Consider the following 22,001-nt stretch of genomic DNA (forward strand, 5'->3'; position numbering starts at 1 on the left):
CAGGTCACGAAAGATGAAAATTATCATTCTGGGCGCAGGGCAAGTTGGCGGAACGCTGGCGGAAAATCTCGTGGGCGAAAACAACGATATCACCATTGTGGATACAAATGGCGATCGCCTGCGCGTTTTGCAGGACAAGTTTGATCTTCGTGTTGTGCAGGGGCACGGCTCTCATCCTCGAGTGCTTCGTGAGGCGGGCGCGGACGATGCCGACATGCTGGTTGCAGTAACCAGTTCTGATGAAACCAACATGGTTGCATGCCAGGTGGCCTACTCGCTGTTCAACACACCGAACCGCATCGCCCGCATTCGCTCCCCGGACTATGTCCGGGATGCGGAAAAGCTGTTTAATTCCGAAGCAGTACCTATCGACCATCTTATTGCCCCTGAGCAGTTGGTTATCGACAGTATTTATCGTCTGATTGAGTACCCGGGCGCGTTGCAGGTTGTGAACTTTGCTGAAGGGAAAGTAAGCCTGGCGGTCGTGAAGGCTTATTACGGCGGCCCGCTGATTGGTAATGCCCTGTCGACAATGCGCGAGCATATGCCACATATCGATACGCGTGTTGCGGCGATTTTCCGTCACGACAGACCTATTCGTCCGCAAGGTTCCACCATTGTCGAAGCCGGGGATGAAGTCTTCTTTATTGCGGCTTCTCAGCATATCCGTGCAGTGATGAGTGAACTTCAGCGTCTCGAAAAACCGTATAAACGTATTATGCTGGTTGGCGGCGGTAATATTGGCGCAGGTCTGGCGAGACGGCTGGAAAAAGACTACAGCGTGAAGCTGATCGAACGAGATCAACAGCGCGCGTCGGAGCTGGCTGAAAAACTTCAGAATACTATCGTGTTTTATGGCGATGCTTCGGATCAGGAATTGCTGGTCGAGGAGCATATCGATCAGGTTGATCTTTTTATTGCCGTCACCAACGACGACGAAGCGAATATTATGTCCGCCATGCTCGCTAAACGTATGGGGGCGAAAAAAGTAATGGTGCTTATCCAGCGTAAGGCTTATGTCGACCTGGTACAGGGTAGCGTAATTGATATTGCTATTTCACCCCAGCAAGCCACCATCTCTGCCCTGCTAAGCCATGTGCGTAAAGCGGATATTGTCGGCGTGTCGTCTCTGCGTCGTGGTGTTGCTGAAGCCATTGAAGCCGTCGCTCACGGGGATGAAACGACGTCGCGCGTTGTTGGTCGCGCGATCGACGAAATTAAACTTCCACCAGGCACCATTATCGGCGCCGTAGTGCGAGGTAACGATGTCATGATCGCCAATGATAATTTACGTATCGAGCAGGGTGACCACGTTATTATGTTCCTGACCGATAAAAAATTTATTACCGACGTCGAGCGTTTATTCCAGCCAAGTCCATTCTTCCTGTAATGATTTGGGTGCTCAGACGAGAGCACCCACATATTAACCTTCTAATTTTCATGCCTTTTATTTTCATAACGATTATTTATCCCCAATGGCAATTAGCTAATCATTTGTTAAACTTATAGGCGTCAGCTGGCACAAGGAGAACATAATGAGTTTTATTAAAGAGTTTCGCGAATTTGCGATGCGCGGGAATGTAGTGGATTTGGCTGTGGGTGTCATTATTGGTGCGGCGTTCGGTAAGATCGTTTCATCATTAGTCGCCGACATTATTATGCCGCCGTTAGGACTGTTGATTGGAGGTATTGATTTCAAACAATTCGCCTTCACCCTTCGGGAAGCTCAGGGCGATATCCCTGCGGTTGTAATGCACTACGGCGTATTCATTCAGAACGTATTTGATTTCGTGATCGTGGCATTTGCCATTTTCATGGCGATCAAACTTATCAACAGACTTAACCGTAAAAAAGAAGAACCGGCTGCTGCCCCGCCAGCACCAACTAAAGAAGAAGTCTTACTGACTGAAATTCGCGATCTGTTAAAAGAGCAGAATAACCGCGTTTAATCAGGCGACAGAAACAGAAAGGCCAGTGGTAAAAAAGCGATTAGCTTGCTTGCCACTGGCCTCCCAGTTACCCCGTTGTGCATGTTTACCTTTACGTAAATAACTCCCTTTTCCTTTCTTGTTCTTCTCAACTCGCTGTCTGAAAAGTGGGTCGTGAAGCAATGCCTCAATGGCGTTATCCTTAATGTGTCCCTTAGTATGCTGATAGCGGCTCATCATCTCTCCTGAGCATAGTTAATGTCGGCGGGAGTCTAGTCCCTGGCTGATAAAAAATCAACAACCCTGAGTTTCACTACTGGCGCCCTGTTCAAGAGCTTCCAGTATTGAGCAATAAACACTGCTATGAGCGGTACCGCAGCACGCGTCATTTAACCTTTGCAGAGATCGCTGCATGGCTTGCAGCTCCTGAATGCGTCCTTCAACTTCATCCAGCCGGGCCTGAACGATGCTTTTAGATTCCTGACACGTATGATGTTCAGGATCGATACGGATCGACAGCAGTTCACGGATCGACTCCAGCGTGAAGCCGAGTTGCCGTGCATAGCGGATAAAACGAAGGCGTTGCAGGTCGTTATCCGTATAAAGGCGAAATCCACCTTCCGTTCTGACCTCATGATCGATCATCTGCTGCTTTTCGTAGTAGCGGATAGTATCCGGCGTTACGTTAGCAAGCTTCGCAAGTTCACCTATGCGGTACATGGCTACTCCTTGTTTATTTTTTGTATTAACCTTTCACTGTACTCACCATGCAAAAAGTCAGTATTCATTCCCGTCTGGCGCAGTTTTAGCTCGATGAGCGCCAACCGACGACTGATTTCAGAGTACCGCGGGTCATTCTTATGAATGCCTTTAAGCAGATCGGCAAGCTCGACGGCTTCATTACGTTGCTGAAGCTCAGGCGGTAAACAACCTGCGTTTTTCAGTAAGCGATAACCGGCCCGTAATTCAGGGGGAATATGTGAATCATCGTCCAGAATCAGCGGCTCACCGCTGCCGGGAAGATTTTCGAACTCGCCTTTGTTTTGGGCATCGCTAATATGGCGTTCAGCCCACTGATCGAGCAACCACATAATGAACTCCAGGGGGTGAGCAGAAAAGATACAGACATTGTAGATAAGTGGAGATTCTGCGGATATAAAAAAACCCGCCGAGGCGGGTTTTTTTACGTTACTACAGATTACTCTGCAGCAGCTTCTGCTTTCTCTGAACGATCAACCAGCTCGATGTAAGCCATCGGCGCGTTGTCGCCTGCACGGAAGCCACACTTCAGAATGCGAGTGTAACCACCGGCACGGCTCGCGAAACGCGGGCCCAGTTCGTTAAACAGTTTTGCCACGATCTCGTTATCACGAGTACGGGCGAATGCCAGACGACGATTAGCAACGCTGTCAGTCTTGGCAAGAGTAATCAGCGGCTCAACTACGCGACGCAGCTCTTTCGCTTTAGGCAGGGTCGTCTTGATGATTTCATGACGAACCAGTGAACCTGCCATGTTGCGGAACATAGCCTGGCGATGGCTGCTGTTGCGGTTCAGTTGACGACCACTCTTACGATGGCGCATGACCTTATCCTTCTCAGTAAAACCTTAACCTGTGATCCGGTTACTCGTCAGCAATGCTTGCCGGTGGCCAGTTTTCCAGGCGCATGCCCAGAGACAGACCACGTGAAGCCAGCACGTCTTTAATCTCGGTAAGAGATTTTTTACCCAGGTTCGGCGTTTTCAGCAACTCAACCTCGGTACGCTGTACCAGATCACCGATATAGTGGATAGCTTCTGCCTTGAGGCAGTTAGCAGAGCGGACAGTCAATTCCAGATCGTCAACAGGGCGCAGCAGGATCGGATCGAATTCTGGTTTCTCTTCTTTCACTTCCGGCTGACGTACATCACGTAAGTCAACGAAAGCTTCCAGTTGTTCTGCCAGGATGGTTGCCGCACGACGAATCGCCTCTTCAGGATCGATTGTGCCATTGGTTTCCATTTCGATGACCAGCTTGTCCAGGTCGGTACGCTGTTCTACACGCGCTGCTTCAACATTGTAGGCAATACGCTCTACAGGGCTGTAGCATGCGTCGACCAGCAGACGGCCGATTGGGCGCTCATCTTCTTCCGAATGAATTCGGGCAGAAGCCGGCACATAACCACGACCGCGCTGAACTTTGATACGCATGCTAATAGCTGCGTTCTCATCGGTCAGGTGGCAGATCACGTGCTGCGGCTTGACGATTTCAACATCACCGTCGTGGGTGATGTCGGCTGCAGTCACAGGGCCAATGCCAGATTTATTCAGAGTAAGAATAATTTCATCTTTACCCTGAACTCTCACCGCCAGCCCTTTCAGGTTGAGCAGGATTTCAAGGATATCTTCCTGAACGCCTTCTTTGGTGCTGTACTCATGAAGTACACCATCAATCTCAACCTCGGTCACCGCGCAACCCGGCATCGATGAGAGCAGAATACGGCGCAGTGCGTTACCCAGAGTATGGCCAAAGCCACGCTCTAAAGGCTCAAGGGTCACCTTGGCGTGCGTCGAACTCACTTGCTCGATATCTACCAGGCGCGGTTTTAGAAACTCTGTCACAGAACCCTGCATTGTGTCCTCTCTTTGGTACTAAGCTTTACTTGGAGTAAAGCTCGACGATCAGGTGTTCGTTAATGTCCGCAGACAGATCAGAACGTTCTGGCTGACGCTTGAACGTACCTTCCATCTTGCCAGCATCAACTTCCAGCCAGGTTGGCTTTTCACGCTGCTCAGCCAGCTCCAGAGCGGCTTTCACGCGAGATTGCTTTTTCGCTTTCTCACGAATGCTAACAACGTCATTCGCTTTAACCTGATAAGAAGCGATGTTAACAACACGACCGTTTACCATGATTGCTTTATGGCTAACCAGCTGGCGTGATTCAGCACGAGTCGCGCCGAAGCCCATACGGTATACAACGTTGTCCAGACGACCTTCCAGCAGAGCCAGCAGGTTTTCACCTGTGTTGCCTTTCAGACGTGCTGCTTCTTTATAGTAGTTACGGAACTGACGCTCCAGCACACCGTAGATACGGCGAACTTTTTGCTTTTCACGCAACTGCACACCATAGTCAGACAGACGCGGTTTACGCGCACCGTGCTGGCCAGGAGCTTGTTCAATTTTACACTTGGTATCGATCGCGCGAACGCCAGACTTAAGGAATAAGTCGGTGCCCTCACGACGGCTCAGCTTGAGCTTAGGACCCAAATATCTTGCCATTTTCTATCTCCAACTAACCTAAAAAACGAGCGTTATACGCGACGTTTTTTCGGCGGACGACAACCGTTATGAGGGATCGGAGTCACATCAGTAATATTCGTGATGCGGAAACCAGCGGCGTTCAGAGCGCGAACAGTAGATTCACGACCCGGACCCGGACCTTTAACCATAACTTCCAGATTCTTGATGCCGTATTCTTTTACGGCTTCAGCGCAACGCTCTGCTGCAACCTGAGCTGCGAACGGAGTGGATTTGCGAGAACCACGGAAACCGGAACCACCGGCTGTTGCCCAACCCAATGCGTTACCCTGACGATCAGTAATAGTAACGATGGTGTTGTTGAAAGAAGCATGGATATGAGCCACGCCGTCAGAGACTTGTTTTCTTACACGTTTACGTGCACGAACTGGTGCCTTTGCCATTATTCAATCACCCCGATTATTTCTTGATCGGTTTGCGCGGACCCTTACGGGTACGTGCGTTGGTCTTAGTACGCTGACCGCGTACTGGCAGACCACGACGATGACGCAAACCGCGATAGCAACCAAGATCCATCAGGCGCTTGATGCTCATGCTGATTTCACGGCGCAGATCACCTTCAACGACAAATTTGGCAACTTCGTCACGCAGCGTGTCGATTTGTTCTTCAGACAGCTCACTGATCTTAACATCTTCAGCGATACCCGCTGCAGCCAGAATGGCTTTAGAACGGGTCTTGCCGACGCCGTAGATCGAAGTTAATGCGATCACAGCATGTTTCTGATCAGGAATGTTAATGCCTGCTATACGGGCCACTATGCACTCCTACTATTTAATATGTACGCACCATGCTGAAAAGCCCGTTTTCAGGATACTCAAATGGAAACGTACAGACATACAAAAGATTGGCTGGCTAATCTAGCCAGCTCAACCCAACTTTGCAAGAAAAATATGCGAAATAATCAGCCTTGGCGCTGTTTATGCTTCGGCTCGGCACTGCAAATCACACGGATGACACCATCACGCTTAACGATTTTGCAGTTACGGCATAATTTCTTGACGGAAGCACGAACTTTCATTTTTACTCTCCGTAACTTCTCAGGCGACCAGTTAGCGGCCGTAGCCTTTCAGGTTCGCCTTCTTCAATGCAGACTCATACTGACTGGACATCATCAGAGTTTGCACTTGAGCCATAAAGTCCATAATCACGACAACAACGATAAGCAGTGAGGTCCCACCGAAGTAGAACGGTACTTTCATTGCATCACGCATGAACTCCGGGATCAGGCAGATAAAAGTAATATAAAGCGCACCAACCAAAGTCAGGCGAGTCATTACTTTATCGATATACTTCGCCGTTTGCTCTCCCGGACGAATTCCTGGTACAAATGCACCGGACTTCTTCAGGTTATCTGCTGTTTCACGCGGGTTGAAGACCAACGCCGTGTAGAAGAAACAGAAGAAGATGATCGCAGACGCATAGAGTAACACATAAAGTGGTTGCCCAGGCTGCAAATACAGCGAAATTGTTGTCAGCCAGTTCCAACCAGTACCGCCCCCGAACCATGACGCGATGGTTGCCGGGAACAGAATAATACTGGAAGCGAAGATAGCCGGGATAACCCCCGCCATATTCACTTTCAGCGGTAAATGTGTGCTCTGTGCAGCATAGACACGACGACCCTGCTGACGTTTAGCGTAGTTCACCACAATGCGGCGTTGACCACGTTCAACGAAGACAACAAAGAACGTCACTGCAAATACTAATACTGCAACCAACAGCAACAGGAGGAAGTGCAGGTCGCCTTGACGCGCTTGCTCGATAGTATGGGCGATGGCCGGCGGGAGACCCGCAACGATACCGGCGAAGATAATGATTGAGATACCGTTACCGATACCTCGTTCAGTAATCTGTTCGCCGAGCCACATCAGGAACATGGTCCCTGTGACCAGACTTACAACAGCGGTGAAATAGAATGCAAAGCCTGGATTTAATACCAGGCCCTGCATACCAGGCATATTCGGAAGACCGGTAGCAATACCGATCGACTGGAATATTGCCAGCACCAGAGTGCCGTAACGGGTGTACTGGCTAATCTTACGACGTCCAGACTCCCCTTCTTTCTTCAACTCTGCCAGGGCCGGATGAACGACCGTCAGCAGCTGGATAATAATTGATGCCGAAATGTACGGCATAATACCCAGTGCGAAAATAGAAGCACGGCTGAGAGCACCACCAGAGAACATGTTGAACATTTCAATGATGGTGCCTCGCTGTTGCTCAAGCAGTTTGGCAAGTACAGCGGCATCAATACCAGGGATCGGAATAAAAGAGCCAATACGGAACACAATCAGCGCGCCGATTACAAACAGCAGTCTGCGTTTCAGCTCGCCAAATCCACCTTTGGCACTTTGAAAATCTAATCCCGGTTGCTTAGCCATCTGCTACTTATTCCTCAATTTTACCGCCAGCAGCTTCGATAGCAGCACGAGCACCTTTAGTAACACGCAGGCCACGAACAGTTACCGGAGTAGAAACTTCACCAGCCAGGATCACTTTCGCGAACTCGATCTGGATACCGATAATGTTAGCCGCTTTCAGCGTGTTCAGGTCTACAACGCCGCCTTCAACTTTCGCCAGGTCAGACAGACGGATTTCCGCTGTGATCGCTGCTTTGCGAGAGGTGAAGCCGAACTTCGGCAGACGACGGTACAGTGGCATCTGGCCACCCTCGAAACCGCGACGTACGCCACCGCCAGAACGAGAGTTCTGACCTTTGTGACCACGACCACCGGTTTTGCCGAGGCCAGAACCGATACCACGACCCAGGCGTTTACCCGCCTTTTTAGAGCCTTCGGCCGGAGACAGAGTATTTAAACGCATCTCTTACTCCTCAACTTTAACCATGAAGTAAACCGCGTTGACCATACCACGAACAGCAGGAGTATCCTCGCGCTCAACGGTATGACCAATACGACGCAGACCCAGGCCAAGCAGCGTTGCCTTGTGTTTCGGCAGACGACCGATTGCACTGCGGGTTTGAGTGATTTTAATAGTCTTTGCCATGGTCAATTACCCCAGAATTTCTTCAACGGATTTACCACGCTTGGCAGCGACCATTTCTGGAGAATTCATATTTTCCAGGCCATCAATAGTTGCACGAACCACGTTGATCGGGTTGGTGGAACCATATGCTTTAGCCAGAACGTTATGAACTCCAGCAACTTCCAGAACGGCGCGCATTGCACCACCGGCGATGATACCGGTACCTTCGGAAGCTGGCTGCATGAATACACGAGAACCCGTGTGAACACCTTTAACTGGGTGTTGCAGGGTACCGTTGTTCAGCGCGACGTTAATCATATTGCGACGGGCTTTTTCCATCGCTTTCTGGATCGCTGCTGGAACTTCACGCGCTTTACCGTAACCAAAACCAACGCGACCGTTGCCATCACCCACTACAGTCAGAGCTGTGAAGGAGAAAATACGACCACCTTTAACGGTTTTAGATACGCGGTTTACCGCGATCAGCTTTTCCTGCAGTTCGCCAGCCTGTTTTTCGATGTGAGCCATCTTACACCTCTACCTTAGAACTGAAGGCCAGCTTCACGGGCAGCATCTGCCAGTGCCTGGACACGACCATGATATTGGAACCCGGAACGGTCAAAGGAAACATTGCTGATGCCTTTTTCCAGAGCGCGTTCAGCGACAGCTTTACCTACAGCTGCTGCGGCGTCTTTGTTACCGGTATACTTCAATTGTTCTGAGATAGCTTTTTCTACAGTAGAAGCAGCTACCAGAACTTCAGAACCGTTCGGTGCAATTACCTGTGCGTAAATATGACGCGGGGTACGATGTACCACCAGGCGAGTTGCACCCAGCTCTTTGAGCTTGCGGCGTGCGCGGGTCGCACGACGGATACGAGCAGATTTCTTATCCATAGTGTTACCTTACTTCTTCTTAGCCTCTTTGGTACGCACGACTTCGTCGGCGTAACGAACACCCTTGCCTTTATAAGGCTCAGGACGACGGTAGGCGCGCAGATCTGCTGCAACCTGACCGATCAGCTGTTTATCAGCGCCTTTCAGCACGATTTCAGTCTGAGTCGGGCATTCTGCAGTGATACCGGCCGGCAGCGGATGCTCAACAGGGTGTGAGAAGCCCAGAGACAGGCCTACTGCATTCCCTTTGATAGCTGCACGATAACCTACACCAACCAGCTGAAGCTTTTTAGTGAAGCCTTCGGTAACACCAACAACCATTGAGTTCAGCAGGGCACGCGCGGTACCAGCCTGAGCCCATCCATCCACGAAACCATCACGTGGACCGAAGGTCAGAGCGTTATCTGCATGTTTAACTTCAACAGCTTTGTTGAGGGTACGAGTCAGCTCGCCGTTTTTACCTTTGATCGTAATAACCTGACCGTCGATTTTTACATCAACGCCGGCAGGAATAACGACCGGTGCTTTAGCAACACGAGACATTCTTTCCTCCGATTAGGCTACGTAGCAGATAATTTCGCCACCAAGACCAGCCTGGCGCGCTGCACGATCAGTCATAACACCTTTAGAGGTAGAAACAACTGCGATACCAAGACCAGCCATTACTTTTGGCAGCTCATCTTTTTTCTTATAGATGCGCAGGCCTGGGCGGCTGACACGCTGAATGCTTTCTACAACAGCTTTACCCTGGAAATACTTGAGAGTAAGTTCCAGTTCCGGCTTGGTGTCGCCTTCAACTTTAAAATCTTCGATAAAACCTTCTTCCTTCAGCACGTTGGCAATTGCCACTTTCAGCTTGGCGGAAGGCATGGTGACCGCAACTTTGTTCGCGGCCTGACCGTTACGGATACGGGTCAGCATATCCGCGATCGGATCTTGCATGCTCATCTGTCTTTACTCCCGTGATTCAATTGGTAATTACCAGCTAGCCTTTTTCAAGCCTGGTACTTCACCGCGCATGGCGGCTTCACGCAGTTTGATACGGCTCAACCCAAACTTGCCCACATAACCATGTGGACGACCTGTTTGACGACAGCGGTTACGCTGACGAGACGGGCTGGAATCACGCGGCAGAGACTGCAGCTTGAGAACCGCATTCCAACGATCTTCGTCGGAAGCGTTCACATCAGAAATGATCGCTTTCAGTTCAGCGCGTTTAGCGAAGAATTTATCAGCTAAAGCTACGCGCTTTACTTCGCGTGCTTTCATTGATTGCTTAGCCATTCAGTAACCCTACCTTACTTGCGGAACGGGAAGTCAAAGGCAGCCAGCAGAGCACGGCCTTCTTCATCAGATTTCGCAGTAGTGGTAATGGTAATATCCAAACCACGCACGCGGTCGACTTTATCGTAGTCGATTTCTGGGAAGATGATCTGCTCACGGACACCCATGCTGTAGTTACCACGACCGTCGAAAGACTTAGCGGACAAGCCACGGAAGTCACGGATACGTGGAACAGCAATAGTGATCAGGCGCTCAAGGAACTCCCACATGCGTTCGCCACGCAGAGTTACTTTACAGCCGATCGGATAGCCCTGACGGATTTTGAAGCCTGCAACAGATTTGCGTGCTTTGGTGATCAGCGGTTTTTGACCGGAGATTGCTGTCAGGTCAGCTGCTGCGTTATCCAGCAGTTTCTTGTCAGCGATCGCTTCACCAACACCCATGTTCAGGGTGATCTTCTCGACCCGAGGGACTTGCATGACAGAATTGTAGTTAAACTCAGTCATGAGTTTGTTAACTACTTCGTCTTTGTAGTAATCATGCAGTTTCGCCATCGTACTACTCCAAATTACTTGATAGTTTCGCTGTTAGACTTGAAGAAACGGACTTTTTTACCGTCTTCGAATCTAAAGCCTACACGGTCAGCCTTACCGGTAGCCGCATTGAAGATTGCAACGTTAGAAACCTGAATAGCAGCTTCTTTTTCAACGATGCCGCCTGGTTGGTTCAGGGCCGGAACCGGCTTCTGATGTTTCTTAACCAGGTTGATACCTTCAACGACGAGTTTGCCGGAAGACAGAACATTTTTTACTTTACCGCGTTTACCTTTATCTTTACCGGTTAACACGATAACTTCGTCATCACGACGGATTTTCGCTGCCATGATTCGCTCCTTAGAGTACTTCTGGTGCCAGAGAGATAATTTTCATGAACTTCTCAGTACGAAGTTCACGAGTTACCGGCCCAAAGATACGCGTGCCGATAGGCTGCTCGCTGTTATTGTTTAAAATAACGCATGCATTACCATCGAAGCGAATGACAGAACCGTCAGGGCGACGAACACCCTTCTTGGTGCGCACCACTACCGCCTTCAGCACATCACCTTTTTTGACCTTACCACGTGGAATTGCTTCCTTGATGGTGATCTTGATGATGTCGCCTACGCCTGCGTAGCGACGGTGCGAGCCACCCAGAACCTTGATACACATTACGCGACGTGCACCGGAGTTGTCGGCGACGTTCAGCATAGTCTGTTCTTGGATCATTTTAGTGCTCCGCTAATGTCAACTACTACCTGAGACTCTAAAATCAGAGCCGTTAAAAAGCCCCATATCGAGGGCGCGGCATTATAACACCGCTTCTGCAATATGGGTAGAAAAAATAAACGGCTCATCGCTGAGCCGTTTATTCGTATTGAGAATGCGTACTCTATTACAGAACCGCTTTCTCTACAACGCGAACCAGCGTCCAGGACTTAGTCTTGGACAGTGGACGGCATTCACGGATTTCAACCTTGTCGCCGATACCACATTCGTTGTTCTCGTCATGTACGTGCAGTTTGGTCGTACGCTTGATGAATTTACCGTAGATCGGGTGTTTCACAAAACGTTCGATAGCTACAACAATGGATTTCTCCATTTTATCGCTAACAACACGACCTTGCAGAGTACGGATTTTATCGGTCATTACGCACCCGCCTTCTGAGTCAGTAAAGTCTTAACGCGCGCAACATTGCGACGCACTTGCTTCAGCAGGTGAGTCTGTTGCAGCTGGCCACTTGCAGCCTGCATACGCAGGTTGAACTGCTCACGCAGCAGGTTCAGCAGCTCAGCGTTCAGCTCTTCAACGCTTTTTTCACGCAGCTCTTTTGCTTTCATTACATCACCGTCTTAGTTACAAAGGTGGTTTTGATAGGCAGTTTCGCTGCTGCCAGGCCGAAGGCTTCACGGGCCAGCTCTTCCGGAACACCGTCCATTTCATAAAGGACTTTGCCCGGTTGGATCAAGGCAACCCAGTACTCCACGTTACCTTTACCTTTACCCATACGAACTTCCAGTGGCTTCTCGGTGATCGGTTTGTCCGGGAATACACGGATCCAGATCTTACCTTGACGCTTAACTGCACGGGTCATTGCACGACGTGCTGCTTCGATCTGACGTGCAGTCAGACGACCACGGCCAACAGCTTTCAGACCGAAAGTGCCGAAGCTAACATCCGTACCCTGCGCCAGACCACGGTTGCGGCCTTTGTGCACTTTACGGAATTTTGTACGCTTTGGTTGTAACATCAGCGACGCTCCTTATTTACGGCCTTTACGCTGCTGCTTTTTAGGTTGAGCAGCCGGTTTTTCCGGTTGTTCAACAGCAGCCATACCACCCAGGATCTCACCTTTGAAGATCCATACCTTAACGCCGATTACACCGTAAGTGGTGTGCGCTTCAGAGGTGTTGTAGTCGATGTCAGCACGCAGAGTGTGCAGCGGTACGCGACCTTCGCGGTACCATTCGGTACGTGCGATTTCCGCGCCGCCCAGACGGCCGCTAACTTCAACTTTGATACCTTTAGCGCCCAGACGCATTGCGTTCTGTACAGCACGCTTCATAGCACGACGGAACATAACACGACGTTCCAGCTGAGAAGTGATGCTGTCAGCAACCAATTTAGCGTCCAGTTCAGGCTTACGAACTTCAGCGATATTGATCTGTGCAGGAACGCCAGCGATATCCGCTACGACCTTGCGCAGTTTTTCTACGTCTTCGCCTTTCTTACCGATAACGATGCCAGGGCGAGCAGTGTGAATAGTCACACGGATGCTCTTAGCTGGACGCTCGATAACGATACGAGATACAGACGCTTTAGCCAGTTCCTTAGTCAGGTACTGACGTACTTTAAAATCGCTGTCCAGGTTGTCAGCGAATTCTTTGGTGTTCGCAAACCAGGTAGAGTTCCATGGTTTTACAATACCCAGGCGAATACCATTAGGATGTACTTTCTGACCCATTGCTAGTCTCCAGAGTCTCAGCGATCGGACACAACCACAGTAATGTGGCTGGTGCGCTTCAGGATGCGATCTGCACGACCTTTCGCACGCGGCATAATGCGCTTCATGCTTGGGCCTTCATCTACGAAAATTTTCGCGACTTTCAGATCGTCGATGTCAGCGCCATCGTTGTGTTCAGCGTTAGCAATGGCAGATTCCAGTACTTTCTTGACCAATACCGCAGCTTTCTTGTTGGTATAGGTCAGGATGTCCAGGGCCTGCGACACTTTCTTACCGCGAATCAGGTCAGCAACAAGGCGAACCTTCTGTGCAGAAGAACGAGCATGGCGATGTTGAGCTAAAGTTTCCATCTCTTCCTCCTACCTTATTTCTTCTTCGCTTTTTTATCAGCAGCGTGGCCGCGATAAGTACGAGTCGGTGCGAATTCACCCAGTTTGTGACCAACCATTTCGTCGGTAACAAAGACTGGAACGTGCTGACGACCATTATGGACAGCGATGGTCAAACCGATCATGTTAGGAAAGATCGTTGAACGACGGGACCAAGTGCGCAGGGGCTTCTTGTCTCCGCTTTCCACCGCTTTCTCTACCTTCTTCAGCAAGTGCAGGTCAATAAAAGGACCTTTCTTGAGAGAACGTGGCATGGCTTATCCTCTAAAATTATTTGCTACGGCGACGTACGATAAATTTATCAGTACGCTTGTTGCTGCGGGTCTTCTTACCTTTGGTCTGAACGCCCCACGGAGTTACCGGGTGCTTACCAAAGTTACGACCTTCACCACCACCATGTGGGTGGTCGACTGGGTTCATCGCAGTACCGCGAACGGTAGGACGAACACCACGCCAGCGTGCAGCACCAGCTTTACCCAGAACGCGCAGCATATGCTCAGCATTGCCAACTTCGCCCAGAGTAGCGCGGCAGTCTGCTTCGACTTTACGCATTTCACCAGAACGCAGACGCAGGGTGACATAAGCACCGTCACGCGCAACGATCTGAACGTAAGTACCCGCGGAACGCGCCAGCTGACCGCCTTTACCTGGTTTCATTTCTACGTTATGAACGGTAGAACCAACCGGGATATTGCGCATCGGCAGGGTGTTGCCTGCTTTGATTGCAGCATCAACGCCAGACTGAATCTGGTCGCCAGCTTTCAGGCCTTTAGGGGCCAGGATGTAACGGCGTTCGCCATCTTTGTACAGAACCAGCGCGATGTTCGCGGAACGGTTCGGATCGTACTCAAGACGCTCAACAACTGCTGGGATACCGTCTTTGTTGCGTTTGAAGTCAACAATACGATAAGCCTGCTTGTGGCCACCACCGATGTGACGAGTGGTGATACGGCCATTGTTGTTACGACCACCGGATTTGCTGTTTTTTTCCAGCAACGGAGCAAAAGGTTTGCCCTTGTGCAGCTCAGGGTTAACCACTTTAACTACGTGGCGACGACCCGGAGATGTCGGTTTACATTTAACAACTGCCATTGTATTACTCCTCCGACTTACTCAGCGCCGCCAACGAAGTCCAGGTTCTGGCCTTCTTTCAGGGTGACGTAAGCTTTTTTCCAGTCGCTACGACGACCGATACGCTGTCCGTGACGTTTAACTTTCCCTTTAACTACCAGGGTGTTAACGACTTCGACTTCGACTTCAAACAGTTTCTGCACAGCAGCTTTGATCTCTGCTTTGGTCGCGTCTTTAGCAACTTTGAGAACGATGGTGTTTGTTTTTTCCATCGCAGTAGACGCTTTTTCAGAAACGTGCGGTGCGCGCAGCACCTTCAGCAGACGTTCTTCACGAATCATGCCAGCATCTCCTCAACTTGCTTAACAGCATCAGCAGTCATTACGACTTTGTCGAAGGCGATCAGGCTAACCGGGTCGATACCAGTCGCGTCGCGTACGTCAACCTTGTGCAGGTTACGCGCGGCCAGGAACAGGTTCTCGTCCAGCTCACCGGTGATGATCAGCACATCTTCCAGAGCCATGTCTTTCAGTTTCTGTGCCAGCAGCTTAGTTTTAGGCGCTTCAACAGAGAACTTCTCGACAACGATCAGACGATCCTGACGTACCAGTTCGGACAGAATGCTTTTCAGCGCGCCGCGGTACATCTTTTTGTTAACTTTTTGACTGTGGTCCTGTGGACGCGCAGCGAAGGTCACGCCACCTGAACGCCAGATCGGGCTCTTGATAGAACCTGAACGCGCACGGCCGGTACCTTTCTGGCGCCATGGCTTTTTGCCTGAACCAGTTACTTCAGCACGAGTCTTCTGAGCACGAGTACCCTGACGAGCACCAGCTGCATAAGCAACAACAACCTGGTGAACCAGCGCTTCGTTGAAATCACGACCGAAGGTAGTTTCGGAAACAGTCAGCGCGCTCTGCGCGTCTTTCAATACTAATTCCATTGCTATCCCCTTACGCCTTCACAGCTGGTTTAACGATCAGGTCGCTACCGGTTGCACCCGGGACCGCACCTTTAACCAGCAGCAGGTTGCGCTCAGCGTCAACACGTACTACGTCCAGGCTCTGAACGGTTACACGTTCGTTGCCCAGCTGACCTGCCATTTTCTTGCCTTTGAACACTTTGCCCGGAGTCTGGTTCTGACCGATAGAACCCGGAACGCGGTGAGACAAGGAGTTACCGTGAGTAGCGTCCTGGGTACGGAAGTTCCAGCGCTTAACGGTACCAGCAAAACCTTTACCTTTAGAGGTACCGGTTACGTCAACTTTTTTAACGTCAGCAAACAGCTCAACGCTAATGTCCTGACCTACGGTGAACTCTTCGCCTTCAGCAAGACGGAATTCCCACAGACCACGGCCAGCTTCAACGCCAGCTTTAGCGAAGTGACCCGCTTCTGGTTTGGTTACACGGTTAGCTTTTTTAGCACCAGTGGTAACCTGAATAGCGCGGTAGCCATCGTTAGCCAGATCTTTAACCTGAGTAACGCGGTTTGCTTCAACTTCGATTACGGTTACTGGGATAGAAACGCCATCTTCAGTGAAGATGCGGGTCATACCCACTTTTTTACCGACTAAACCAATCATTGTTTCAACCTCTCAATCGCTCGATGACCTGATTAACCCAGGCTGATCTGCACGTCTACACCGGCAGCCAGATCCAGACGCATCAGAGCATCAACGGTTTTCTCAGTTGGCTCAACGATGTCAACCAGACGCTTGTGAGTGCGGATTTCGTACTGATCACGCGCATCTTTGTTAACGTGCGGAGAGATCAGAACGGTAAAGCGCTCTTTGCGGGTCGGCAGCGGGATCGGACCACGGACTTGCGCACCAGTGCGCTTAGCAGTCTCGACGATTTCCGCGGTTGATTGATCGATCAGACGATGATCAAACGCTTTAAGGCGGATACGGATTCTTTGGTTCTGCATGAGACCAGAGCTCCAATTATTTTATAAACGAAAATGATTACTCCTCAAACCCATTACGATTGATGGGAGAGTGTAACCGTTCTTACGTAGCTCCCCAATTGGGAGCATTGTTGAGTAACAAAGTGAGCTACTCTGGTTCAGATTGAACCCGCCGTCAATTACGACAAGCCCGCGCATTATACGTAAATCTGGGGAAGACGCAAGTGCCGTTTAGAAATTAAGCGCTAAAGACGTACTCTGCGTAAGGCCTCGCATTTTTTTATGCAAAGTATCCCTTCTCAACTCTTTGTCTGAAGCCGCTACGCAATTGCTGTTTTTGCACATTGCCGGACATGCAGATTATTACGAGTATGCGCTCAAACCGTTTTGAGGCTTTCGCTATGCTACTGTCCCTCCCCTTTCTGGTGATCTATTTTGCGTTATCGGCCTTGCTTGTTCGCACCGATATTCGCACGGGGCTTCTTCCCGACAAATTTCTTTGCCCGCTGCTATGGACCGGCCTGCTTTACCAGCTGTGCCTCCATCCTGATTTTTTGCCGAGCGCGGTGGTGGGTGCGCTGGCAGGATACGCCGGATTCGCCGTTATCTATTGGGGATATCGGCTCATCTGCCGACGTGAAGGTATGGGATATGGCGACATAAAATATCTGGCGGCGCTGGGGGCATGGCATGGCTGGTGTGTACTGCCAGTACTGGCACTCGTAGCCGCGTTAATGGCTCTGCTGTATCTGGTTGCTTTCTCGTTGTTTACTCCTGATAAGCAGGCATTAAAAAACCCACTGCCTTTTGGGCCATTTCTGGCGGCAGCGGGTTTATGCGTTGGCTGGGAAAGCCTGATTAACTTTCCACTTTGATCTGAGACTGAAGGTAGTTCTGTAGGCCAATTTTGCTAATGAGATCCAGTTCGGTCTCAAGCCAGTCGATGTGCCCTTCTTCATCGGCCAGGATCTGGATCATCATATCGCGGCTGACGTAGTCATGTACGCTGTCCGCATAGGCAATGGCTTCACGCAGGTCTTTTGCACCCTCCAGCTCCAGCCGGAGATCAGAACGTAGCATCTCTTCGACATCTTCTCCGATGCCCAGTTTTCCGAGATCCTGTAGGTTAGGAATGCCTTCGAGGAATAAAATACGCTCAATGTATTTATCGGCGTGTTTCATTTCATCAATGGACTCATGGTATTCAACATCGTTGAGGCGAGTCAGTCCCCAGTTTTTGAACATTCTTGCATGGAGAAAATACTGATTGATTGCGACAAGCTCATTTCCCAATAATTTATTGAGATAACTTATGATTTTAACATCACCTTTCATTATATAGTCCCTCCGCTTCCACTCATTGAAGCGTAGATCGGGCTACGGGGATGTCAAAAAAAAGATAGAGGCTTACGCGATCTCTTTGAATTCCGGGATCTGCATCAGTTCGTCCTGCATGATCTCACGCGCTGCGCGAACGCATTTACCGCATTGATTTCCCACCGGAACAAACTTGCGAAGCTGCTGGAAAGATTGTGGTTGAAACTGGCGAACGGCCTGACGAATTTTTTTGTCGCTTACACCATTACATAAACAAACGTACATAAAGACTCCCGTTCAAAATATGCGCAAAGTGTAAGTGAGAATGGTTATGATTACAATAGCACAGGCGCCGGAATACGTGGCGGGAGAAGACAAAAAATGCGAATTTTTATGACAGCGACTTTACGGTAGAAAACAAAAAAGGACGCCGAAGCGTCCTTTTTATTTCAGGGATAATTAATTAGCCCAGAACTTTAGCAACAACGCCCGCGCCAACGGTACGGCCGCCTTCACGGATTGCGAAACGCAGACCGTCGTCCATCGCGATTGGGTGGATCAGAGTCACAACCATCTTGATGTTGTCGCCTGGCATTACCATCTCTACGCCTTCTGGCAGTTCGATGGTACCGGTCACGTCAGTTGTACGGAAGTAGAACTGTGGACGGTAGCCTTTGAAGAACGGAGTATGACGGCCGCCTTCGTCTTTGGACAGAATGTACACTTCAGATTCGAACTTGGTGTGTGGCTTGATTGAGCCTGGCTTCGCCAGAACCTGACCACGTTCGATTTCTTCACGTTTGATACCACGCAGCAGAACACCAACGTTCTCACCAGCACGGCCTTCGTCCAGCAGTTTGCGGAACATTTCAACGCCAGTACAGGTAGACTTCGCAGTCTCTTTGATACCAACGATTTCAACTTCTTCACCAACTTTGATGATACCGCGCTCTACACGACCGGTAACAACGGTACCACGACCGGAGATGGAGAATACGTCTTCGATTGGCAGCAGGAATGGCTTGTCAATCGCACGCTCTGGTTCTGGGATGTAAGAATCCAGGTAGCCAGCCAGTTCGATGATTTTCTCTTCCCACTCTGCTTCGCCTTCCAGCGCTTTCAGCGCGGAACCACGAACGATTGGAGTGTCGTCGCCTGGGAAATCGTACTGAGACAGCAGTTCACGAACTTCCATCTCTACCAGTTCCAGCAGCTCTTCGTCATCAACCATGTCGCACTTGTTCAGGAACACGATGATGTAAGGAACGCCTACCTGACGACCCAGCAGGATGTGCTCACGAGTCTGAGGCATAGGGCCGTCAGTCGCAGCAACAACCAGGATCGCGCCGTCCATCTGCGCAGCACCGGTGATCATGTTTTTAACATAGTCGGCGTGGCCTGGGCAGTCTACGTGTGCGTAGTGGCGAGTCGGGGTGTCATACTCAACGTGAGAAGTGTTGATGGTGATACCACGAGCTTTTTCTTCTGGTGCGTTATCGATCTGATCGAAAGCACGAGCAGCACCGCCGTAGGTTTTAGCCAGTACGGTAGTGATTGCAGCAGTCAGGGTAGTTTTACCATGGTCAACGTGGCCGATAGTACCAACGTTGACGTGCGGTTTTGTACGTTCAAATTTTTCTTTAGACACGGCTATATTCCTTACTATAGTGCTCTCCCCTTCGGAGAGAGCACGGGACTTAGGTTTTAATCCTGTGGATTACTTACCACGGGCTTCGATAACGGCCTGAGCAACGTTGTTCGGCGCATCATCATACTTCAGGAATTCCATAGTGTATGATGCACGACCTTTGGTCAGTGAACGCAGCTGAGTTGCATATCCGAACATTTCAGACAGCGGAACTTCAGCGTGGATCTTAACGCCAGTTACTTCGGATTCCTGACCACGCAGCATACCGCGACGACGGCTCAAGTCACCGATAACGTCACCGGTGTTCTCTTCAGGAGTTTCTACTTCAACCTTCATGATCGGCTCAAGCAGAACTGGTTTTGCTTTCTTAAAGCCTTCTTTAAAGGCAATAGACGCAGCCAGTTTAAACGCCAGTTCAGAGGAGTCAACGTCGTGGTAAGAACCGAAGTGCAGACGAACACCCATGTCTACAACCGGGTAACCAGCCAGAGGGCCAGCTTTCAGCTGCTCCTGGATGCCTTTATCAACGGCAGGGATGTATTCGCCAGGAATTACACCACCTTTGATGTCGTTGATGAACTCGTAACCTTTCGGGTTAGAGCCCGGCTCCAGTGGGTACATGTCGATCACAACGTGACCGTACTGACCGCGACCACCAGACTGCTTAGCGTGTTTACCTTCAACGTCGGTAACTTTCGCGCGAATCGCTTCGCGGTAAGCAACCTGAGGTTTACCCACGTTCGCTTCAACGTTGAATTCACGCTTCATACGGTCAACGATGATGTCCAGGTGCAGTTCACCCATACCAGCGATGATGGTCTGGTTAGATTCTTCATCAGTCCATACACGGAATGATGGGTCTTCTTTCGCCAGACGGCCCAGAGCCAGACCCATTTTTTCCTGGTCAGCTTTGGTTTTTGGTTCAACTGCGATGGAGATTACCGGCTCAGGGAATTCCATACGCTCCAGAATGATCGGGTGATCCGGGTCACACAGAGTGTCACCAGTGGTCACGTCTTTCAGACCGATAGCAGCAGCGATGTCGCCCGCACGAACTTCTTTGATCTCTTCACGTTTGTTAGCGTGCATCTGTACGATACGGCCAAAACGTTCACGCGCCGCTTTCACGGAGTTCAGGATGGTGTCACCGGAGTTAACCACACCAGAGTAAACGCGGAAGAAGGTCAGGTTACCCACGAATGGGTCGGTAGCAATTTTGAACGCCAGTGCAGAGAATGGCTCTTCATCACTTGCGTGACGCTCAGCCGGAGTATCTTTACCGTCGTCCAGGATGCCGTTGATCGCAGGAACGTCAATCGGGGATGGCAGGTAGTCAACTACCGCATCCAGCATCGCCTGAACACCTTTGTTCTTGAACGCAGAACCACAGGTTACCAGGATGATTTCGTTGTTCAGAACGCGCTGACGCAGAGCAGATTTGATCTCTTGCTCAGACAGTTCTTCACCACCCAGGTATTTTTCCATCAGCTCTTCAGAAGCTTCTGCTGCGGATTCGATCAGGTTCTGGTGCCATTCGTCAGCCAGGTCCTGCATCTCTGCCGGGATATCTTCGTATTCGAAGGTAACGCCCGCATCTGCTTCGTTCCAGTTGATGGCTTTCATTTTCACCAGGTCGATAACGCCGGTGAAGCCTTCTTCAGCACCAATTGCCAGCTGAAGCGGAACAGGGTTCGCGCCCAGACGGGTTTTGATCTGGCCAACAACTTTCAGGAAGTTAGCACCCATACGGTCCATTTTGTTAACGAACGCGATGCGTGGAACTTTATATTTGTTTGCCTGACGCCATACGGTTTCAGACTGTGGCTGAACACCACCAACTGCGCAATAAACCATTACCGCGCCGTCAAGAACACGCATGGAACGTTCTACTTCGATGGTGAAGTCAACGTGCCCTGGGGTGTCGATGATGTTTACGCGATGCGGTTCGTACTGCTTAGCCATACCTGACCAGAATGCAGTAGTCGCTGCGGAGGTGATAGTAATACCACGCTCCTGCTCCTGTTCCATCCAGTCCATGGTGGCTGCGCCGTCATGAACTTCACCGATTTTATGGTTTACACCGGTGTAGAACAGAATACGTTCGGTAGTAGTGGTTTTACCGGCGTCGATGTGCGCACTGATACCGATGTTACGGTAGCGTGCGATGGGTGTTGTACGAGCCATTTGATTCCTCGTTTATATCTTTAGGCGTTCAGTTAAGTTACCCAGAGCGGGCGGCTTCTCTGAAGCGCCCGCCTGGTGACTACGACTCCGAAGG

38 protein-coding genes are annotated in these 22,001 nt (G+C 50.3%); 3 read left to right on the forward strand and 35 right to left on the reverse strand.

The features are described from left to right. Positions 1 to 13 precede the first annotated feature (13 nt). The gene (gene trkA, locus O1724_RS20945; RefSeq protein WP_126297437.1) at positions 14 to 1,390 is read left to right on the forward strand and encodes a Trk system potassium transporter TrkA; all 1,377 of its coding nucleotides are present in this window, start codon (positions 14 to 16) and stop codon (positions 1,388 to 1,390) included. Positions 1,391 to 1,535: 145 nt separating this feature from the next. Continuing rightward, on the forward strand, positions 1,536 to 1,949 hold the full coding sequence (gene mscL, locus O1724_RS20950; RefSeq protein WP_003863335.1) for a large-conductance mechanosensitive channel protein MscL: 414 nt from the start codon (positions 1,536 to 1,538) through the stop codon (positions 1,947 to 1,949). Here mscL and O1724_RS20955 read toward each other — a convergent pair whose 3' ends face one another. The 31 genes from O1724_RS20955 to rpsJ all read right to left on the reverse strand — a co-directional run bounded on the left by O1724_RS20955 (position 1,950) and on the right by rpsJ (position 16,779). Beyond that, a complete protein-coding gene (locus O1724_RS20955; protein ID WP_003863329.1) occupies positions 1,950 to 2,165 on the reverse strand; it encodes an alternative ribosome-rescue factor A in 216 nt (71 codons plus the stop codon). Between the two features lie 57 nt (positions 2,166 to 2,222). Continuing rightward, positions 2,223 to 2,648, reverse strand: coding sequence for a Zn(2+)-responsive transcriptional regulator (zntR, locus tag O1724_RS20960; protein WP_003863328.1), 426 nt, complete (start codon positions 2,646 to 2,648; stop codon positions 2,223 to 2,225). Between the two features lie 2 nt (positions 2,649 to 2,650). Beyond that, complete coding sequence (locus O1724_RS20965; RefSeq protein WP_063855865.1) at positions 2,651 to 3,019, reverse strand: DnaJ family domain-containing protein; 369 nt, start codon at positions 3,017 to 3,019, stop codon at positions 2,651 to 2,653. Between the two features lie 107 nt (positions 3,020 to 3,126). Further along, positions 3,127 to 3,510, reverse strand: a complete 384-nt coding sequence (rplQ, locus tag O1724_RS20970) for a 50S ribosomal protein L17 (RefSeq protein ID WP_001216368.1) — start codon at positions 3,508 to 3,510, stop codon at positions 3,127 to 3,129. A 40-nt stretch (positions 3,511 to 3,550) separates the two neighbouring features. After that, positions 3,551 to 4,540 carry a DNA-directed RNA polymerase subunit alpha gene (locus O1724_RS20975; protein WP_121909172.1) on the reverse strand — a complete coding sequence of 330 codons (990 nt, stop codon included), beginning with the start codon at positions 4,538 to 4,540 and terminating at the stop codon, positions 3,551 to 3,553. A gap of 25 nt (positions 4,541 to 4,565) precedes the next feature. Next, positions 4,566 to 5,186 (reverse strand): 30S ribosomal protein S4, encoded by a 621-nt coding sequence (gene rpsD, locus O1724_RS20980; RefSeq protein ID WP_003863314.1) that lies wholly within the window; start codon positions 5,184 to 5,186, stop codon positions 4,566 to 4,568. 32 nt (positions 5,187 to 5,218) lie between these two features. Continuing rightward, positions 5,219 to 5,608, reverse strand: coding sequence for a 30S ribosomal protein S11 (rpsK, locus tag O1724_RS20985; protein ID WP_003863312.1), 390 nt, complete (start codon positions 5,606 to 5,608; stop codon positions 5,219 to 5,221). A gap of 16 nt (positions 5,609 to 5,624) precedes the next feature. Then, entirely contained in the window at positions 5,625 to 5,981 is a 357-nt protein-coding gene (gene rpsM, locus O1724_RS20990; RefSeq protein WP_003863308.1) for a 30S ribosomal protein S13, read from the reverse strand. Positions 5,982 to 6,127: 146 nt separating this feature from the next. Continuing rightward, complete coding sequence (rpmJ, locus tag O1724_RS20995) at positions 6,128 to 6,244, reverse strand: 50S ribosomal protein L36 (protein ID WP_000868187.1); 117 nt, start codon at positions 6,242 to 6,244, stop codon at positions 6,128 to 6,130. A gap of 31 nt (positions 6,245 to 6,275) precedes the next feature. Next, complete coding sequence (gene secY, locus O1724_RS21000) at positions 6,276 to 7,607, reverse strand: preprotein translocase subunit SecY (protein WP_003863305.1); 1,332 nt, start codon at positions 7,605 to 7,607, stop codon at positions 6,276 to 6,278. A 7-nt stretch (positions 7,608 to 7,614) separates the two neighbouring features. Beyond that, a complete protein-coding gene (gene rplO / locus O1724_RS21005) occupies positions 7,615 to 8,049 on the reverse strand; it encodes a 50S ribosomal protein L15 (RefSeq protein WP_003863304.1) in 435 nt (144 codons plus the stop codon). 3 nt (positions 8,050 to 8,052) lie between these two features. After that, complete coding sequence (gene rpmD, locus O1724_RS21010; protein ID WP_003863301.1) at positions 8,053 to 8,232, reverse strand: 50S ribosomal protein L30; 180 nt, start codon at positions 8,230 to 8,232, stop codon at positions 8,053 to 8,055. Positions 8,233 to 8,238: 6 nt separating this feature from the next. Continuing rightward, complete coding sequence (gene rpsE / locus O1724_RS21015; protein WP_003863299.1) at positions 8,239 to 8,739, reverse strand: 30S ribosomal protein S5; 501 nt, start codon at positions 8,737 to 8,739, stop codon at positions 8,239 to 8,241. A 14-nt stretch (positions 8,740 to 8,753) separates the two neighbouring features. Continuing rightward, positions 8,754 to 9,107 (reverse strand): 50S ribosomal protein L18, encoded by a 354-nt coding sequence (rplR, locus tag O1724_RS21020; RefSeq protein ID WP_003863297.1) that lies wholly within the window; start codon positions 9,105 to 9,107, stop codon positions 8,754 to 8,756. 9 nt (positions 9,108 to 9,116) lie between these two features. After that, the gene (gene rplF / locus O1724_RS21025) at positions 9,117 to 9,650 is read right to left on the reverse strand and encodes a 50S ribosomal protein L6 (protein WP_003863296.1); all 534 of its coding nucleotides are present in this window, start codon (positions 9,648 to 9,650) and stop codon (positions 9,117 to 9,119) included. Positions 9,651 to 9,662: 12 nt separating this feature from the next. Beyond that, positions 9,663 to 10,055, reverse strand: a complete 393-nt coding sequence (rpsH, locus tag O1724_RS21030) for a 30S ribosomal protein S8 (protein ID WP_006178918.1) — start codon at positions 10,053 to 10,055, stop codon at positions 9,663 to 9,665. A gap of 30 nt (positions 10,056 to 10,085) precedes the next feature. Then, positions 10,086 to 10,391 (reverse strand): 30S ribosomal protein S14, encoded by a 306-nt coding sequence (rpsN, locus tag O1724_RS21035; protein WP_003863291.1) that lies wholly within the window; start codon positions 10,389 to 10,391, stop codon positions 10,086 to 10,088. A gap of 14 nt (positions 10,392 to 10,405) precedes the next feature. Next, positions 10,406 to 10,945: a 50S ribosomal protein L5 gene (gene rplE, locus O1724_RS21040; RefSeq protein WP_003863290.1), complete on the reverse strand. Its 540-nt coding sequence runs from the start codon at positions 10,943 to 10,945 to the stop codon at positions 10,406 to 10,408. A gap of 14 nt (positions 10,946 to 10,959) precedes the next feature. Beyond that, positions 10,960 to 11,274 carry a 50S ribosomal protein L24 gene (gene rplX / locus O1724_RS21045; RefSeq protein WP_003863287.1) on the reverse strand — a complete coding sequence of 105 codons (315 nt, stop codon included), beginning with the start codon at positions 11,272 to 11,274 and terminating at the stop codon, positions 10,960 to 10,962. Between the two features lie 10 nt (positions 11,275 to 11,284). After that, a complete protein-coding gene (gene rplN, locus O1724_RS21050) occupies positions 11,285 to 11,656 on the reverse strand; it encodes a 50S ribosomal protein L14 (RefSeq protein ID WP_002919748.1) in 372 nt (123 codons plus the stop codon). 166 nt (positions 11,657 to 11,822) lie between these two features. Then, complete coding sequence (rpsQ, locus tag O1724_RS21055; RefSeq protein ID WP_002438707.1) at positions 11,823 to 12,077, reverse strand: 30S ribosomal protein S17; 255 nt, start codon at positions 12,075 to 12,077, stop codon at positions 11,823 to 11,825. Next, the gene (gene rpmC / locus O1724_RS21060; protein ID WP_003863282.1) at positions 12,077 to 12,268 is read right to left on the reverse strand and encodes a 50S ribosomal protein L29; all 192 of its coding nucleotides are present in this window, start codon (positions 12,266 to 12,268) and stop codon (positions 12,077 to 12,079) included. Before rpmC ends, rpsQ begins: the two co-directional genes overlap by 1 nt. Further along, positions 12,268 to 12,678: a 50S ribosomal protein L16 gene (gene rplP / locus O1724_RS21065; RefSeq protein ID WP_002919759.1), complete on the reverse strand. Its 411-nt coding sequence runs from the start codon at positions 12,676 to 12,678 to the stop codon at positions 12,268 to 12,270. The genes rpmC and rplP overlap by 1 nt, the downstream gene beginning before the upstream one ends. Positions 12,679 to 12,690: 12 nt before the next feature. Beyond that, the gene (rpsC, locus tag O1724_RS21070; protein ID WP_000529945.1) at positions 12,691 to 13,392 is read right to left on the reverse strand and encodes a 30S ribosomal protein S3; all 702 of its coding nucleotides are present in this window, start codon (positions 13,390 to 13,392) and stop codon (positions 12,691 to 12,693) included. Between the two features lie 17 nt (positions 13,393 to 13,409). After that, entirely contained in the window at positions 13,410 to 13,742 is a 333-nt protein-coding gene (rplV, locus tag O1724_RS21075; protein WP_002919773.1) for a 50S ribosomal protein L22, read from the reverse strand. A gap of 14 nt (positions 13,743 to 13,756) precedes the next feature. Then, entirely contained in the window at positions 13,757 to 14,035 is a 279-nt protein-coding gene (rpsS, locus tag O1724_RS21080; RefSeq protein ID WP_001138117.1) for a 30S ribosomal protein S19, read from the reverse strand. Between the two features lie 16 nt (positions 14,036 to 14,051). Next, positions 14,052 to 14,873, reverse strand: coding sequence for a 50S ribosomal protein L2 (rplB, locus tag O1724_RS21085; RefSeq protein WP_000301859.1), 822 nt, complete (start codon positions 14,871 to 14,873; stop codon positions 14,052 to 14,054). Positions 14,874 to 14,890: 17 nt separating this feature from the next. After that, entirely contained in the window at positions 14,891 to 15,193 is a 303-nt protein-coding gene (gene rplW / locus O1724_RS21090; RefSeq protein WP_000617546.1) for a 50S ribosomal protein L23, read from the reverse strand. Further along, positions 15,190 to 15,795 carry a 50S ribosomal protein L4 gene (rplD, locus tag O1724_RS21095; RefSeq protein WP_000424395.1) on the reverse strand — a complete coding sequence of 202 codons (606 nt, stop codon included), beginning with the start codon at positions 15,793 to 15,795 and terminating at the stop codon, positions 15,190 to 15,192. The genes rplW and rplD overlap by 4 nt, the downstream gene beginning before the upstream one ends. A gap of 10 nt (positions 15,796 to 15,805) precedes the next feature. Beyond that, positions 15,806 to 16,435: a 50S ribosomal protein L3 gene (rplC, locus tag O1724_RS21100; RefSeq protein ID WP_003863274.1), complete on the reverse strand. Its 630-nt coding sequence runs from the start codon at positions 16,433 to 16,435 to the stop codon at positions 15,806 to 15,808. A 32-nt stretch (positions 16,436 to 16,467) separates the two neighbouring features. After that, the gene (gene rpsJ, locus O1724_RS21105; RefSeq protein WP_001181005.1) at positions 16,468 to 16,779 is read right to left on the reverse strand and encodes a 30S ribosomal protein S10; all 312 of its coding nucleotides are present in this window, start codon (positions 16,777 to 16,779) and stop codon (positions 16,468 to 16,470) included. Between the two features lie 380 nt (positions 16,780 to 17,159). Between rpsJ and O1724_RS21110 the strand changes: the two genes are divergently transcribed. Then, positions 17,160 to 17,633, forward strand: coding sequence for a prepilin peptidase (locus O1724_RS21110; protein WP_023323812.1), 474 nt, complete (start codon positions 17,160 to 17,162; stop codon positions 17,631 to 17,633). Here O1724_RS21110 and bfr read toward each other — a convergent pair. The 4 genes from bfr to fusA all read right to left on the reverse strand — a co-directional run bounded on the left by bfr (position 17,617) and on the right by fusA (position 21,907). Next, the gene (bfr, locus tag O1724_RS21115) at positions 17,617 to 18,093 is read right to left on the reverse strand and encodes a bacterioferritin (RefSeq protein WP_003863270.1); all 477 of its coding nucleotides are present in this window, start codon (positions 18,091 to 18,093) and stop codon (positions 17,617 to 17,619) included. The two genes, O1724_RS21110 and bfr, sit on opposite strands and share 17 nt — an antisense overlap. 72 nt (positions 18,094 to 18,165) lie before the next feature. Next, positions 18,166 to 18,360, reverse strand: a complete 195-nt coding sequence (gene bfd / locus O1724_RS21120) for a bacterioferritin-associated ferredoxin (RefSeq protein WP_003863268.1) — start codon at positions 18,358 to 18,360, stop codon at positions 18,166 to 18,168. A 178-nt stretch (positions 18,361 to 18,538) separates the two neighbouring features. Then, positions 18,539 to 19,723 carry an elongation factor Tu gene (gene tuf / locus O1724_RS21125; protein WP_022651945.1) on the reverse strand — a complete coding sequence of 395 codons (1,185 nt, stop codon included), beginning with the start codon at positions 19,721 to 19,723 and terminating at the stop codon, positions 18,539 to 18,541. Positions 19,724 to 19,792: 69 nt separating this feature from the next. Then, a complete protein-coding gene (gene fusA, locus O1724_RS21130) occupies positions 19,793 to 21,907 on the reverse strand; it encodes an elongation factor G (RefSeq protein ID WP_022651946.1) in 2,115 nt (704 codons plus the stop codon). Positions 21,908 to 22,001 lie beyond the last annotated feature (94 nt).

Source organism: Enterobacter cloacae complex sp. HYC074_NIDB, from assembly GCF_056673345.1.

Excerpts from the sequence above, each read along its gene's own strand:
- rplE (WP_003863290.1), bottom strand. The coding sequence starts at position 10,945 with ATGGCGAAACTGCATGATTACTACAAAGACGAAGTAGTTAACAAACTC.
- rpsJ (WP_001181005.1), bottom strand. The coding sequence starts at position 16,779 with ATGCAGAACCAAAGAATCCGTATCCGCCTTAAAGCGTTTGATCATCGT.
- mscL (WP_003863335.1), top strand. The coding sequence starts at position 1,536 with ATGAGTTTTATTAAAGAGTTTCGCGAATTTGCGATGCGCGGGAATGTA.
- rpsH (WP_006178918.1), bottom strand. The coding sequence starts at position 10,055 with ATGAGCATGCAAGATCCGATCGCGGATATGCTGACCCGTATCCGTAAC.
- rplF (WP_003863296.1), bottom strand. The coding sequence starts at position 9,650 with ATGTCTCGTGTTGCTAAAGCACCGGTCGTTATTCCTGCCGGCGTTGAT.
- rpsE (WP_003863299.1), bottom strand. The coding sequence starts at position 8,739 with ATGGCTCACATCGAAAAACAGGCTGGCGAACTGCAGGAAAAGCTGATC.
- rplQ (WP_001216368.1), bottom strand. The coding sequence starts at position 3,510 with ATGCGCCATCGTAAGAGTGGTCGTCAACTGAACCGCAACAGCAGCCAT.
- O1724_RS21110 (WP_023323812.1), top strand. The coding sequence starts at position 17,160 with ATGCTACTGTCCCTCCCCTTTCTGGTGATCTATTTTGCGTTATCGGCC.
- O1724_RS20965 (WP_063855865.1), bottom strand. The coding sequence starts at position 3,019 with ATGTGGTTGCTCGATCAGTGGGCTGAACGCCATATTAGCGATGCCCAA.
- rplD (WP_000424395.1), bottom strand. The coding sequence starts at position 15,795 with ATGGAATTAGTATTGAAAGACGCGCAGAGCGCGCTGACTGTTTCCGAA.
- O1724_RS20975 (WP_121909172.1), bottom strand. The coding sequence starts at position 4,540 with ATGCAGGGTTCTGTGACAGAGTTTCTAAAACCGCGCCTGGTAGATATC.
- rpsS (WP_001138117.1), bottom strand. The coding sequence starts at position 14,035 with ATGCCACGTTCTCTCAAGAAAGGTCCTTTTATTGACCTGCACTTGCTG.
- rpmD (WP_003863301.1), bottom strand. The coding sequence starts at position 8,232 with ATGGCAAAGACTATTAAAATCACTCAAACCCGCAGTGCAATCGGTCGT.
- bfr (WP_003863270.1), bottom strand. The coding sequence starts at position 18,093 with ATGAAAGGTGATGTTAAAATCATAAGTTATCTCAATAAATTATTGGGA.
- secY (WP_003863305.1), bottom strand. The coding sequence starts at position 7,607 with ATGGCTAAGCAACCGGGATTAGATTTTCAAAGTGCCAAAGGTGGATTT.
- rplP (WP_002919759.1), bottom strand. The coding sequence starts at position 12,678 with ATGTTACAACCAAAGCGTACAAAATTCCGTAAAGTGCACAAAGGCCGC.
- trkA (WP_126297437.1), top strand. The coding sequence starts at position 14 with ATGAAAATTATCATTCTGGGCGCAGGGCAAGTTGGCGGAACGCTGGCG.
- rplV (WP_002919773.1), bottom strand. The coding sequence starts at position 13,742 with ATGGAAACTTTAGCTCAACATCGCCATGCTCGTTCTTCTGCACAGAAG.
- rplW (WP_000617546.1), bottom strand. The coding sequence starts at position 15,193 with ATGATTCGTGAAGAACGTCTGCTGAAGGTGCTGCGCGCACCGCACGTT.
- rplX (WP_003863287.1), bottom strand. The coding sequence starts at position 11,274 with ATGGCAGCGAAAATCCGTCGTGATGACGAAGTTATCGTGTTAACCGGT.
- rpsD (WP_003863314.1), bottom strand. The coding sequence starts at position 5,186 with ATGGCAAGATATTTGGGTCCTAAGCTCAAGCTGAGCCGTCGTGAGGGC.
- rplN (WP_002919748.1), bottom strand. The coding sequence starts at position 11,656 with ATGATCCAAGAACAGACTATGCTGAACGTCGCCGACAACTCCGGTGCA.
- rpsN (WP_003863291.1), bottom strand. The coding sequence starts at position 10,391 with ATGGCTAAGCAATCAATGAAAGCACGCGAAGTAAAGCGCGTAGCTTTA.
- rplR (WP_003863297.1), bottom strand. The coding sequence starts at position 9,107 with ATGGATAAGAAATCTGCTCGTATCCGTCGTGCGACCCGCGCACGCCGC.
- rplO (WP_003863304.1), bottom strand. The coding sequence starts at position 8,049 with ATGCGTTTAAATACTCTGTCTCCGGCCGAAGGCTCTAAAAAGGCGGGT.
- fusA (WP_022651946.1), bottom strand. The coding sequence starts at position 21,907 with ATGGCTCGTACAACACCCATCGCACGCTACCGTAACATCGGTATCAGT.
- rpmC (WP_003863282.1), bottom strand. The coding sequence starts at position 12,268 with ATGAAAGCAAAAGAGCTGCGTGAAAAAAGCGTTGAAGAGCTGAACGCT.
- rpsK (WP_003863312.1), bottom strand. The coding sequence starts at position 5,608 with ATGGCAAAGGCACCAGTTCGTGCACGTAAACGTGTAAGAAAACAAGTC.
- bfd (WP_003863268.1), bottom strand. The coding sequence starts at position 18,360 with ATGTACGTTTGTTTATGTAATGGTGTAAGCGACAAAAAAATTCGTCAG.
- rpmJ (WP_000868187.1), bottom strand. The coding sequence starts at position 6,244 with ATGAAAGTTCGTGCTTCCGTCAAGAAATTATGCCGTAACTGCAAAATC.
- rplB (WP_000301859.1), bottom strand. The coding sequence starts at position 14,873 with ATGGCAGTTGTTAAATGTAAACCGACATCTCCGGGTCGTCGCCACGTA.
- rpsQ (WP_002438707.1), bottom strand. The coding sequence starts at position 12,077 with ATGACCGATAAAATCCGTACTCTGCAAGGTCGTGTTGTTAGCGATAAA.
- rplC (WP_003863274.1), bottom strand. The coding sequence starts at position 16,435 with ATGATTGGTTTAGTCGGTAAAAAAGTGGGTATGACCCGCATCTTCACT.
- zntR (WP_003863328.1), bottom strand. The coding sequence starts at position 2,648 with ATGTACCGCATAGGTGAACTTGCGAAGCTTGCTAACGTAACGCCGGAT.
- rpsC (WP_000529945.1), bottom strand. The coding sequence starts at position 13,392 with ATGGGTCAGAAAGTACATCCTAATGGTATTCGCCTGGGTATTGTAAAA.
- O1724_RS20955 (WP_003863329.1), bottom strand. The coding sequence starts at position 2,165 with ATGAGCCGCTATCAGCATACTAAGGGACACATTAAGGATAACGCCATT.